Here is a 12,119-nt window from a genome sequence, read left to right as displayed (position 1 = left end):
CCCATTCGAAAGAAGTAAACCCCCTTGAAGACGACGAGGTAGATAGGGCAGAGGTGGAAGTGCAGTAATGCATGGAGCTGACTGTTACTAATCGGGTGAGGGCTTGACCAACTAGCCGAGGAAGCGGCAGGATGGAGCAGGAAGGATTCGGAGCAAGCTTGCTTGTGGAGAAGCATTCCTGATACAGACTGAACATTTGCGAAGCAAATGACACTGAGCAACGAAGTTGCGAGGTGACCCCGCTGGAGTACAATACTCAATCGGCAACGCAGGAAGTTAATTCTCAAGGAAATGTCAACATGTATGTAGTTTTGAAGGTGCAAACCTTTATTCCTCCTTAGCTCAGTCGGTAGAGCATGCGGCTGTTAACCGCAGTGTCGTTGGTTCGAGTCCAACAGGGGGAGTTTTCGGAAACATGAAGTCCGATATCAAACAAAATTTTCTACCAGGCTCCATGGTCAAGCGGTTAAGACACCGCCCTTTCACGGCGGTAACAGGGGTTCAAATCCCCTTGGAGTCATTATGTAAGATTTCTTACATGAATAAAAGTTAATATGGTGCCATAGCCAAGTGGTAAGGCAAAGGTCTGCAACACCTCTATCCCCGGTTCAAATCCGGGTGGCACCTCTATTAAACCTCAGATAATAAAAATATCTGAGGTATTTTTTTGTTTATTTTTGCTTAAATAAATCTGTGGACGACCTTCAGGGAAAGAAAATAAGTATAGGAGAAGAGGAGTCCGGTACAGAGCAGAATGCAAACCAGATTCTGACAGGAAGATGACAGTCTTCTGATTGAAGAAGAGAAAAAGCATGAACGTCATACCAGTATGTATCCGTCAGCGGTATTTCAGCTGATCATTGCGATTGGTATCGGAACCATCGTTTCAAAGCTTCTGTCTATGACAGGAATGACATTCCCGATTTATATTGGTGCGATGATCGCAGCGGCGTTTATCCGCAATATCGGGGAATATTCCGGAAAATTTACAATTGACTACGATGCGGCAGTTCTTTCCTCTGGTGTATGCGGTTTGGTATGGGAGCAACACCGAACGCTATGGCGAATATGCAGGTAATCTGTGAGAAGTATGCACCATCTGTAAAAGCTTACCTGTTAGTAGTAATTTTCAATACCTGATTTTTTTATGTCATGTAAAAATTATGGTGACGAAGTAACCAGCTGCAGGCGGAGAATCCTACCTGCAGGTTTATTTCTTATTATAAGAAATTTTCTGTTATATAAAATGAACTATTATTTGATCAGAAGTGCACGAATATTTTTAATTGAATTAGGAGATTTTCGTGAGTCGGTTAAACTTTGGCGGTTTCTGATCTGATAAATGTTCTCCGATCAGTTTCTCCATCCAGACCATATTATACCAGCGGTTAAATTTATAGCCGCATTTGTAGAATTCGCCGACAAGACGGTAACCCATATGAGCGTGGAATTCTACGCTGTTTTTATCCAGATGTTCATCTTCTTCCGGAGGGTAGGCAATGCAGGCGTTCATATTTAAAATTCCCTGCTCACGAAGCGTGCTCTCCAATGCATCGTGCAGTTTACGGCCGATACCACGATGTTTAATGTTCTGGTCAACATAGATAGAAGTTTCTACAGCCCAGTCATAGGCAGGTCTGTCGTGGAAGGGACTGGCATAGGCATATCCAAGTATATTTCCACCCTCTTCAGCGATAAGATAGGGATATTTTTCCAGGCTATGCGCAATGCGTGAGGCAAATTCTTCTACAGAAGGAACATCGTATTCGAAGGTAATTGCGGTGTTTATTACATAAGGAGCATAAATATTCAGGAGTGCCTGTGCATCAGCGGGATTGGCCATACGAATGGTGATGGAAGTGTTAGTTTTCATAAGTGTGTTGTCCTTTCCTGTCATTGTTTAACCGAAACTGCGAAGCAGTTATTCGGTTATGAGTGAGTAGCGAAGCGGATGACTGCGCTACAATTGAGTTGATAAAAGTATTTTCAGAAAAAACTTGACTTAAAGTTAAGTTCATACTGTATGATAAAAGAGGAGATTCTGCAGGCTATTATCTGACCTGATAGAATAAACCTTAAATTTTAAAGACAGTATAGTACTGTCCGTATAAAGAGTCAATATTATAACAGGAGAAAAACAATGGACAGAATAAAGAAAAACTTTGGTTTCGGATACATGCGTCTTCCACTGCTGGAGAATGGCGAAGTAGATAAAGAGCAGACCTGCAAAATGGTTGACACATTTCTGGAAAATGGATTCAATTATTTTGATACAGCTCATGGATATTTGGATGGCAAGAGCGAGATGGCAATCAAGGATTGTTTGTCAAGCAGACATGACCGCAGCGAATATGTTCTTACCAATAAACTTACTCAGGCATATTTTAAAAAGCAGGAAGATATCCGTCCGTTCTTTGAAAGTCAGCTGGAAATCTGCGGTGTAGATTATTTTGATTTTTATCTGATGCATGCACAGTCTGCTGAGATTTTTCAGCATTTTAAGAAATGCCACGCTTATGAGACTGCACTTCAGTTAAAAGAAGAGGGCAAGATCAGACATTTCGGAATTTCTTTTCATGACAGAGCAGAGGTGCTGGAAGAGATTTTGAAAGAATATCCACAGATCGAAGTTGTACAGATTCAGTTTAACTATCTGGATTATGAAGATCCTGCTGTTCAGAGCCGTAAATGTTATGAAGTCTGTCGCAAGTATGACAAGAAAGTCCTGATCATGGAGCCTGTAAAAGGCGGAAATCTCGTAAATCTTCCGGAAGATGCAAAGAAAATTTTGGATGATCTTCATGGTGGCAGTCCTGCAAGCTATGCTTTGCGTTTTGCCGCTGGATTTGAGGATGTGTTGATGGTTCTTTCAGGAATGAGTACTCTGGATCAGATGGAAGATAATATCAGCTTTATGAAGGAGTTTAAGCATCTGAACGAGAAAGAACTGGAAGCAGTACATCAGGTTGCTGACATTTTTCATCAGAAACATATGATCCCATGTACAGCTTGTCGCTATTGTGTTGCAGGATGTCCGAAGCATATTTCTATTCCGGATCTTTTCTCCTGTATGAATGCGAAGATGGTATTCCATGACTGGAATGCAGATTATTATTACAATATGGTACATACAGCCAGAAACGGAAAGGCATCTGAGTGTGTGAAATGTGGTAAATGTGAGAAAGTATGTCCACAGCATCTGAGGATCAGAGAGATTCTTGAGGATGTGGCAAAAGAATTTGAGAAGCCACAGTCGGCGGCAGAATAGAAGTATGAAAGTAAAAACTCCTTCCGAGTAAAAGCCGGGAGGAGTTTTATTTGTGAAAAAACCAGGTTTATTCGTCAAATTCTGCAGTTACAATAAAGCCGCGAGGGGTGTGCTCAATGTTTCGCACAATCCCTTTTCTGGATTTGATACGCTGGGAGTTTGGATAACAGCCGGACATGGCGACTGCAGGCTCAATGATATAGCTGTAGTTCATGAAAGACTGATATTCAGATATTTCGATTTCATCTCCGATTTCGATTAATCCCTGGCGTTCCATTTTAAATTTTTCCTGACGCATAAAATACCTTCTTTCTATTTAATGTAATAAGTATGTTACTGTTCACATGCCACTATCCCGCGAGGCGTTTGGGCATGAATATGCCAAAATTCCGAGACATACGGCGCGAATTTATGCGATTAGCATAAATTCTGTGCATCGCGAAGCGTGTTACTGAGCACGGAGTGAACAGTAACCAGTAACATAAGTATAACACAGATAACTTTCCATAGACAAAATGTTTAGGATTCTATATAATATATTATAGGATTTGGTTACTGTTCATTCCGTTCTCAGTAACAGATTTGCTACATTAAAGCGGCGGAAAGCATCCTGTAAAGGATGGGGCATGAATATACATATTAAAAAAAGTACTTGAATATGTAGGATTCTGCATATATAATAAATTTGGTTTATAATGCTTACAGATAAATGCCAGAGTTTCGGAAAAGAGCAGAAGTCTGGCGTTTATTTTTTCAAAAATTGTATAGTGTAGAAGAGAAAAGGTTACTGAAAATAGAATGAACAATAATGAAAATGAGTGATACAGGAAGGAGGGATTGAAGTGCGGACGATAGTTATTTGCGATGATGTTGAAATTGAGAGACTCCTTCTGAAAGAAATATTATGCCAGTACTTTGAGGAAATAAATGAAGAAGTTTCAATTATAGAGTATGCGTCAGGCGAGACGTTGGTAGCCGATGTAGAAGAAGGCTATCTGGATATGGAACTTCTGTTCCTCGACATTTATATGAAGAAACTTAATGGAATGGAAACTGCCAGAAAGCTGCGTCAGCTGCAGTGTAAGGTGCCGCTTATTTTCCTTACAGCTTCCCCAGACTACGCGATAGAGAGTTACGAAGTACAGGCATCAGGATATCTACTGAAACCATTTTCAGAAGAGAAACTGATGAAACTTCTAAACATGATCCTTAAGACAGATATGAAAAGAAGAGTTGCGATCAAGAGCAGAAGGCAGTACCGTTATCCGTATACAGATGATATCATGTATATTGAGAGCAACAAACATAATGTGATACTGCATCTGGCAGATGGATCAGAGATCGTAACTGTAGATAAGCTGGTAGAGATTGAGAAAAGGATTAATGAGAAGCGTTTCCTACACTGCCATCAGAGTTATCTGGTAAATATGGATTATGTTGGGGATGTTCAGGATGATTTTGTTATGAAAGACGGAACAATTGTCCCAATACGTGTCCGTGGGCGAAAGGATATGCTGGATGTGTATTATAACTATTTTGTGAATCATTTTATGGATCAGTAGAGAAGATGATAGAGTGATTCATCGACAATTTTGCAAAATAAATTGAAGAATTTGCATAAAACATAAGAATAAATAAAAAACTGATATAATACATATCAAGGTACAGCTGATGCAGAAAGAGCAGATGAGCCGGGTACGAGGAAGGTAAGAAACGGCATTATTTGTTTGATTAGTCTGTATACCTAACCTATTATCAAAAATGTGTGAAAAGTGTGTGTTTAAAAGTGTGTGTTAATGTGTGAAAAATCCCCACTGGAATTCAATGTTTCCTCGGCATTGTGTTTCCAGTGGGGATTTGTGGTTTTTGTATAGTTTATTCAGAAGCCTGATCTTCAGAAGAATCGCTTTCCAGGTCAGAACTTTGATCCGCTGAATTAGAAGAATCGCCTTCCTGAGCAGAACTTTGATCATCTGAAGTGGAAGAATCGTTATTCTGATCAGCAGATTGATCGGCAGTATCTGTTGTGACAGAACTCTGATTATCGGAAGTAGTGGCATTATCAGTATTCTGCTCAGAAGATTCATTTGACAGAGCAAGCTCAAGAGAGGTATCTGCGAAGAATGTGTTTGCATTATACAGATACAGGATTTCCTGAACGTTTTCAACCTGGATCAGCTGTTCCAGATCGCCGTAGTAATAACGTGGATCGACCATTACGATCTTGCGGTAATGCTGGGCAAGGAATGGAACAAAACTGTTGGCATAAGAATCTTTGAGCACGAGCAGAGTGTTATCGGTTTCTGTAGGCGTGCTGATCTTCACCTGAGCATGATTTCCACCAAAAAACAGAGCATATTTATCTCTGGTGTCAAGCTTATCCGTGTCATAGAAGCTGGCACTTTTTTTCTGTTCGTCTACGTAGTTGATAACGGACGCAAGTACATTCTCACCTGTTGGAAGAAATACGTCGATCTCATCCTTTTCACCGGAACGGAAGCCGCTTTTGGCAGATAAGGTTCCCTGAAAAGAACGGGTGACAGGGGCTTTGTCATAAGTATCTGCAGAAGTATCAATTTCCAGTGTTTTCGCTGCCTGCAGATAAGCATAATAGGCGCCCTGGGTAGTCCAGTGATGGTCTGTGTGATAATAGAGATCTTCCATTTTGTGATCTTTAAAGGTGTCGCGGACATCAATAAAAGTCACGCCTGCCTGCGTCAGGGAATCTGACAGATTGTTTAACCAGGAGTTCTGATCCTGTACAGGTGCAAAAGCAGGAAGTTTATTGCTTAAAATATTGACAGAGTTTGGTGCGATCAGTGCATACTGTTTCATGTCAGAATGTCTCTGTGCAAAGTCGGTCATTGCCTTTACTGTAGCATCATATTGAGCCTGGTCAGGTGTCTTGAATTCTTCCATCAGATATCCGGATTTTCCAAGGTATACACCGTTGGCTTCAACTTTTCCCATGAGACGGTCTGTTCCGGCTTTCAGTGTGATCCACAGGTCACGGAGTGGAAACTGATCATTTTCGTAAGTTTCAAATTGTTTTTCATATCCTCCGGAAGCAATCTGACCGGCATTTAGATGAGGCCGGGAGGAAAGGACACGGTTCTCTTTTTCGGAGAACCCTCTGTCCGGAAGTACAATACTTATCAGGAGCACGACCACTGGGAGAAACAGAAAGATAAGTCCCATTCTGTGGAAAAATAACCGATAATTTCTTAATGATTTTTTCATACTGTTTTCCTTCTAAAATTTCGCATATAAAAATGGTGTGTAGGAATTGTAAACCATGTAAGCAACGGATAATGCAAACAAAATAAGATTTACAACTAATGCAGCTGCAGGTCTGCGTTTAATAAGACGTCTGAAGTACAGATAAGGAGTTGGACGGCATGCTAAGATACTGATCAGAAGAAGGATAAAACCTGTCTTGAGATAGTAAAGTGCGGTGCTGTCTATAAAGCTGGAAGCTCCGATTCCGAACATAGCCCCCAGATAATGACCAAGGGCGCCAAAATCAGTCTGACTGAAGAATGCCCATCCGATCATGACAACAAGCATGGTATAGACTGTGCGAAGCCATGACGGCATACGTTCCAGAACTCCCTGGAGTACAAATTTCTCGAGTAAAAGAAAGAAACCATAGTAAACACCCCACAGTACGAAGTTCCAGCTTGCACCGTGCCACAGACCTGTAAGTGCCCATACAATAAGAATATTGCGTACATGTTTCAGAGTGGATACACGGTTACCGCCAAGCGGGATATAAATATAATCCCGGAACCAGCTTCCCAGGGAAATATGCCAGCGTCTCCAGAATTCAGAAACACTGGTGGAAATATATGGATAATCAAAGTTCTTATTAAAGTCAAATCCCAGCATTTTTCCAAGACCAATAGCCATATCTGAATAACCGCTGAAGTCAAAATAAAGCTGCATGGTATAGGCAAGAATACCGATCCAGGCAGTAAATACAGACATTTGGGAATGTCCGCAGATTCCGGCGTACAGGGCAGAGAGGTTATCTGCCAGAAGAACTTTCTTGGCAAGACCTTTGACAAAAAGCTCTGCACCAAGACCAAATCTGGAGACATTCAGGGAACGATGTGTTAACTGTTCCTCAATATCTGCATAACGGATGATCGGTCCTGCAGAAGTGTAAGGAAACATGGTGCTGTATACTGCAAAAGTAAGAAAGTTTCTCTGTGCATTGATCTTGCTTAAATAAATATCAAACAGATAGGACAGATTACGGAATGTGTAGAAAGAAAGTCCTATCGGGAGAGAAAGTTCCGGGTGAGGAATGTGGATACCTGTGATTCCTCCGATCGTATTAAGTAGGAAACCATAATATTTAAAAAATACAAGGATGAACAAATTTACAACAATGGAAAAAATCAGATTGATCTTTTGCTTTCGGTCATCATAATATAAACGTTCCAGTTCTGTACCCATATAATAGTTAAAGACACTGGAAAACAACATAAGGATCACATAGACAGGTTCTCCCCATGCGTAGAAGACCAGACTGCCAAGAAACAGCAGCAGGTTGCGAAGCTTTCCCGGAACCAGATAATAAATCAGCATGAAAACCGGAAGAAAGCAGAATATAAAAAAGATACTGTTAAATACCATATGAAAAATTCTCCAATCTGGATGTTATATCAGGGAAAGAAAGGCGCTGCGCCAGTTCTGAGCATCAGCTCCGCACATGTAATATACGTAATTTCCCTTTTTGCCAACAACTGCATTGTTTAAAAGTGCCATCTGATCTGTGCCGTATCCCTCAAATACCTGTTTCTGACTGGAAAGATGAGAATTGGCACTTTCAAGCAGAGTGGCTGCCTGTGTATTGTCTCTTGCTTTCATGATACAGATCTCCTCAACAGCCATAGGTGAAGCAGCCTTGTAAAAGAAATATCCATCAATGCTGCGGTCATCAGTCTGATAGTAGTGTTTCAGATCTGTACGGTTTTCCTGATTCAGTGAAGTAATGGATGAATCCTGCTCCATACTCTGTGCGATACTTTCAATAGGTACATTTCTGGCACTGTCAGAGGTATAAAGGACTGTAAGATACGCTGCCAGAAAAATGACAAGACCACCCTTAATTATAATATGAAGATATTTTTTCATGCCTGTAACCCCGCTGTCTGTGCCATGTGAGTCAGCCATTTTGGATAGTAATCCTGAATTACATGTTCACCATCTGGTTCATACAGATTCTCGGAACTGCTTTCTACAATAGCTGTATTGTCAATATAGGTACATCCCATTTCCTGGCAGAGACTGATAAGTCCGTCGTTGTAGTCGGAATAATAGCCAAGATCTGGAGTCTGTGCGATCGCCTCATCTGTAATAGGCAGAATGCAGTTGATATAGATCGGAACATCTGGCAGTGCAGTCTGAATTTTCTTTAACTGTGTGCGGTAGGCATCAATAAATGATGTAGCATCAGATCCATATATTTCAAGGTCATTGGAACCAAAAGCCATGAATACATGAGTTGGGTTCAGACTGATGGCAGTGCTGATCTGATCATCAGCAGCGCCTACATTTAAGCCTCGTTTACTGATTACGACATCTGTATCCAGATAATCGTATTCTACAATTGATTCTGTAATAGAATCACCGATGATGACACTGCCTGCGAATACCTGTCGGATTTCTACATCGCTCAGCACAGTCATAACAGAACCATCTGAAGCTGCCTCGGAGTCTGAAGAACTGCCGGATGCCTGTTTCAGTTCCTGAAGCTCTTGTTCTGTCTGGGAAATATCAGAATTCTCCAAAGCCTGAAGACGGGCAACTGTTTCCTGACAGACAGAATCATCCCCGCGCCCACGTGTGCCCAGAAATATGAGAGCACCGGCGAGTATCACACCAGCAGGGATCAGAAATAAAACTTTATTCTTTGGTTGTTTTTTCAAAGTAAATCCTTCCCAGAGCCATAGGCTCTTGTGGGGAAAATCCCCATTTTATGACATATTTCGAATCCATTATAATACCACTGGAAAAAACTTCAAGCGAAATTTCACAAAATTTACACAAAGTCGTTCAGTTGTATGTGGACGGAGAGAAAGAAAGGGGGTATACTGAAACAATAACGGGGAATTTATACAGTCAGGAGGAATGGTTTGTGGGAAAAAAAGTTTCAGGTTTTTTTAAGAGTGAGATCATTTCGTCGATTTTTTATCTGGCGTTTGGTCTGTGTCTGATCCTGATTCCGGATCAGACAGTGAACATTATTTGTAAGGTTATATTTGGTCTGGTAATGATCGCAGCAGGGATTTATCATATTGTAATTTATACAGCTGAGAAACAGAAAGCAACAATTATGGATTTGTTTACCGGTGTGATCGTTATGGTGCTGGGAATATTCCTTTTCTTTACGCCACAGATCGTGATTAAGCTTCTTCCTTATTTATTAGGTGCTTTTGTACTGGTTGACAGCATCTGGAAAATTAAGGGAAGTTACAGATTAAAGAAAGCGGAGCGCGGCCGTTGGAAAGTGATTCTTATTGGATGTCTGATCTTCATTGCGCTTGGGGTTTCCATGCTGTTTTATTTTTTCTTGAGTGTGAAGAAGATGATCTTGTTTTCGGGAATCATTCTGACGGCAAATGGTGTGGTTGATATTGTATTTCTGATCATGCTCCGTACTGGAATGAAAAAAGCGGAGAAACTTCGCATTGCCAGAGATAAGGAAGAGTCAGAGAAGAGTTCTGGTGAACTGGCAGAGACATCTGTTGTGAATACAGAAGAAGCAGATTATGTGGAGGTAGAAGAGAATATAGCGCCAGAACCGGAAAAAGTACAGGAATCAGTGCCGGAGTCGGAAGAGCAGAATGCAGATGCGGATACAGGATTTGAAAAAGCATTTCAGACTGCGAAAGTCAATTTGTCCAAGGAAACAGTTCAGACTGCAGATGCAGCAGATGCAGAGGCTATTCTGGAAGTTAAGAAGGATAAAACAGAAGAAGATGTGGAGAGTCCGGGAAGAGAAATCAGGGAAATGTTGAAAAATCATGATGAACCACTGGAAGAATGGAAGGATTGAGTGAAGCATGCAGAAACAGACATCAATTGTGCTCATGAATTTTTCCGGGATTTATAGGGAAGAAGAATTCTGGAAAAACAGACAGGTGTCCTGGATCGAGGTTCAGGACATATGTGGAACAAACTGCTATTGTGATGATGAAGCAATCGCAGAGATCAATAAAAGAACAGAAAGCCATTCGGTTGCCGGAATCCACTTTATCGATTCCGGCAATTATCACTATATGACAAGGCTTTGGATGGCAAGGATGGAGAAACCGTTCTGTCTGCTGGTCTATGACAATCATACAGATATGCAGCTGCCGGCATTTGGCGGTATTCTGTCCTGTGGAGGATGGATTGCTGCGGCATTGGAGGAAGTGGAGAAGCTGGAACATGTAATCCTTATTGGTCCGGATGAAGCTGCGTATGAACAGGTGGATGAGACGCTGAAGAGAAAAGTAACATTTCTTTCCAGGGAGAAGCTTCAGGGAATGAATGATGAGGAGATAAACAGTTTTCTCAAAGCTTCGGTCTGTGAAGCGTGTAACTGGACACGAGGTGAAGGCATATATGCAGATTTTGAAAAACCTTTGCCATTATATATATCTATTGACAAGGATGTGCTATGTACAGAAGATGCACAGACGACATGGAGTCAGGGAGATATGCATTTGACTACGTTGTTGTCAGGGATACAGACTGTGATTGAATGTGCAAAAGAGAATGGCAGAAGCATTGCAGGTGTGGACATCTGTGGAGAAGCGGATGCAGAGGCGGCACATGAGAATGAGTCCAACGATTTTGCAAATGAAAAATTGCTGGAAGTTTTTGATGGTTTGTTTGGAAAGCGAAATGGCCTGGATATCAAAATACCACCGCCGCAGGCGATTTTCAATGAAGTTTGATTTGTAACTGTGAAGGCATTGAACAGTTACAAGTATTTTAAGATTAGAGAGGACTTGAAACATGCATAATGAGTTACTGCATATAGGACCACTGACGGTTTATGGTTATGGCTTTATGATCGCCATGGGCGTGCTGGCGGCCTGGTTTGTAGCGGAGCAGAGAGCACGGAAGCTGAATCTTGCATATGAACATATTTTTTATCTGGTAGTGTGGTGTGCAATCGGTGGATTTGCTTCTGCAAAGATTCTGTTCTGGATCACAAACTGGCAGGAATTTCTACAGAATCCGCGGCAGTTGATCAGTTCAGATGGTTTTGTTGTTTATGGCGGGATCATAGGAGGAATTCTGGTAGGATGGTTGTACTGCAGGATAAAGAAGCTGAAATTTCTGGAGTATTTTGATCTGATGATGCCATCTATCGCACTGGCGCAGGGATTTGGAAGAATTGGATGTTTCCTTGCGGGATGCTGTTACGGAAAGGAGACTTCCGGGGCACTGGCGGTTACGTTTACAAATTCAGATTTTGCACCAAATAATGTGGCATTGATTCCGACGCAGATTTACTCCAGTATTCTGGATTTCCTTCATTTTCTGCTGCTACTTTATGTGGCAAAGCATAAAAAGGCAGATGGACAGGTGGCGGCCTGCTATCTGATTTTCTATAGTATAGGAAGATTTGTAATTGAATTCTTCAGAGGAGATATTGAGAGAGGAAGCGTCGGCGTCTTGTCGACTTCACAGTTTATCAGTATTTTTACTGCCGTGGCAGGAGTCGTATTATTGTTGTCTGTTATGAGAAAACAGAAAAACAACAGATAAAGTACAGACAGGTATAAGAAAATATGAGTTGGGAAGAAAGATGACTTGCAACTGTTCAGTACTTTTACAGCTGGTAGAC

At 41.3% G+C, this 12,119-nt stretch carries 11 protein-coding genes, 3 tRNA genes, 1 rRNA gene and 1 pseudogene; 10 read left to right on the top strand and 6 right to left on the bottom strand.

Translation table 11 applies throughout. From position 1 onward, the window contains the following. The 5 genes and pseudogenes from ACTNES_RS09935 to ACTNES_RS09915 all read left to right on the top strand — a co-directional run. Window positions 1-111: ribosomal RNA gene (locus tag ACTNES_RS09935) — 23S ribosomal RNA — on the top strand; the annotation flags it as partial. Window positions 112-331: 220 nt separating this feature from the next. Further along, window positions 332-404 (top strand) — tRNA-Asn (locus ACTNES_RS09930). A gap of 44 nt (window positions 405-448) precedes the next feature. Next, window positions 449-520, top strand: a tRNA-Glu gene (locus tag ACTNES_RS09925). Between the two features lie 36 nt (window positions 521-556). Beyond that, window positions 557-627 (top strand) — tRNA-Cys (locus ACTNES_RS09920). A 148-nt stretch (window positions 628-775) separates the two neighbouring features. Next, a pseudogene (locus ACTNES_RS09915) lies at window positions 776-1,140 on the top strand (sodium/glutamate symporter); the annotation flags it as partial. Between the two features lie 151 nt (window positions 1,141-1,291). Here ACTNES_RS09915 and ACTNES_RS09910 read toward each other — a convergent pair. Beyond that, window positions 1,292-1,873, bottom strand: coding sequence for a GNAT family N-acetyltransferase (locus ACTNES_RS09910; RefSeq protein ID WP_291816588.1), 582 nt, complete (start codon window positions 1,871-1,873; stop codon window positions 1,292-1,294). A gap of 267 nt (window positions 1,874-2,140) precedes the next feature. Here ACTNES_RS09910 and ACTNES_RS09905 point away from each other — a divergent pair, with 267 nt between their 5' ends. Then, the gene (locus ACTNES_RS09905; RefSeq protein ID WP_441039195.1) at window positions 2,141-3,268 is read left to right on the top strand and encodes an aldo/keto reductase; all 1,128 of its coding nucleotides are present in this window, start codon (window positions 2,141-2,143) and stop codon (window positions 3,266-3,268) included. A 67-nt stretch (window positions 3,269-3,335) separates the two neighbouring features. Here the strand turns inward: ACTNES_RS09905 and ACTNES_RS09900 are convergent, their stop codons facing one another. Continuing rightward, the gene (locus ACTNES_RS09900; protein WP_216460204.1) at window positions 3,336-3,566 is read right to left on the bottom strand and encodes a hypothetical protein; all 231 of its coding nucleotides are present in this window, start codon (window positions 3,564-3,566) and stop codon (window positions 3,336-3,338) included. A 544-nt stretch (window positions 3,567-4,110) separates the two neighbouring features. On the opposite strand from ACTNES_RS09900, the gene ACTNES_RS09895 reads away from it, so the two are divergent. Next, complete coding sequence (locus tag ACTNES_RS09895) at window positions 4,111-4,830, top strand: LytR/AlgR family response regulator transcription factor (protein WP_216460203.1); 720 nt, start codon at window positions 4,111-4,113, stop codon at window positions 4,828-4,830. A 313-nt stretch (window positions 4,831-5,143) separates the two neighbouring features. Here the strand turns inward: ACTNES_RS09895 and ACTNES_RS09890 are convergent, their stop codons facing one another. Genes ACTNES_RS09890 through ACTNES_RS09875 form a run of 4 tightly spaced genes read right to left on the bottom strand, consistent with a single transcriptional unit; the run spans window position 5,144 to window position 9,204 of the window. Continuing rightward, a complete protein-coding gene (locus ACTNES_RS09890) occupies window positions 5,144-6,508 on the bottom strand; it encodes a DHHW family protein (protein ID WP_291816591.1) in 1,365 nt (454 codons plus the stop codon). 12 nt (window positions 6,509-6,520) lie between these two features. Continuing rightward, complete coding sequence (locus ACTNES_RS09885; protein ID WP_216460202.1) at window positions 6,521-7,909, bottom strand: MBOAT family O-acyltransferase; 1,389 nt, start codon at window positions 7,907-7,909, stop codon at window positions 6,521-6,523. A 24-nt stretch (window positions 7,910-7,933) separates the two neighbouring features. Then, a complete protein-coding gene (locus ACTNES_RS09880; RefSeq protein WP_216460201.1) occupies window positions 7,934-8,410 on the bottom strand; it encodes a DUF4358 domain-containing protein in 477 nt (158 codons plus the stop codon). After that, window positions 8,407-9,204, bottom strand: a complete 798-nt coding sequence (locus tag ACTNES_RS09875) for a GDSL-type esterase/lipase family protein (protein ID WP_441039194.1) — start codon at window positions 9,202-9,204, stop codon at window positions 8,407-8,409. The genes ACTNES_RS09880 and ACTNES_RS09875 overlap by 4 nt, the downstream gene beginning before the upstream one ends. A 209-nt stretch (window positions 9,205-9,413) precedes the next feature. On the opposite strand from ACTNES_RS09875, the gene ACTNES_RS09870 reads away from it, so the two are divergent. The 3 genes from ACTNES_RS09870 (at window position 9,414) to ACTNES_RS09860 (ending at window position 12,040) form a co-directional block, all read left to right on the top strand. Beyond that, window positions 9,414-10,334 (top strand): HdeD family acid-resistance protein, encoded by a 921-nt coding sequence (locus ACTNES_RS09870; RefSeq protein WP_320813031.1) that lies wholly within the window; start codon window positions 9,414-9,416, stop codon window positions 10,332-10,334. A 7-nt stretch (window positions 10,335-10,341) separates the two neighbouring features. Further along, the gene (locus ACTNES_RS09865) at window positions 10,342-11,220 is read left to right on the top strand and encodes an arginase (protein WP_291816596.1); all 879 of its coding nucleotides are present in this window, start codon (window positions 10,342-10,344) and stop codon (window positions 11,218-11,220) included. 61 nt (window positions 11,221-11,281) lie between these two features. Then, window positions 11,282-12,040, top strand: a complete 759-nt coding sequence (locus tag ACTNES_RS09860) for a prolipoprotein diacylglyceryl transferase (RefSeq protein ID WP_291807654.1) — start codon at window positions 11,282-11,284, stop codon at window positions 12,038-12,040. Window positions 12,041-12,119: the final 79 nt, after the last annotated feature.

This window comes from Blautia sp. HCP3S3_D9, assembly GCF_052063845.1.
Lineage (GTDB): Bacteria > Bacillota > Clostridia > Lachnospirales > Lachnospiraceae > Blautia_A.
This window is presented reverse-complemented; position numbering and strand designations above follow the sequence as displayed.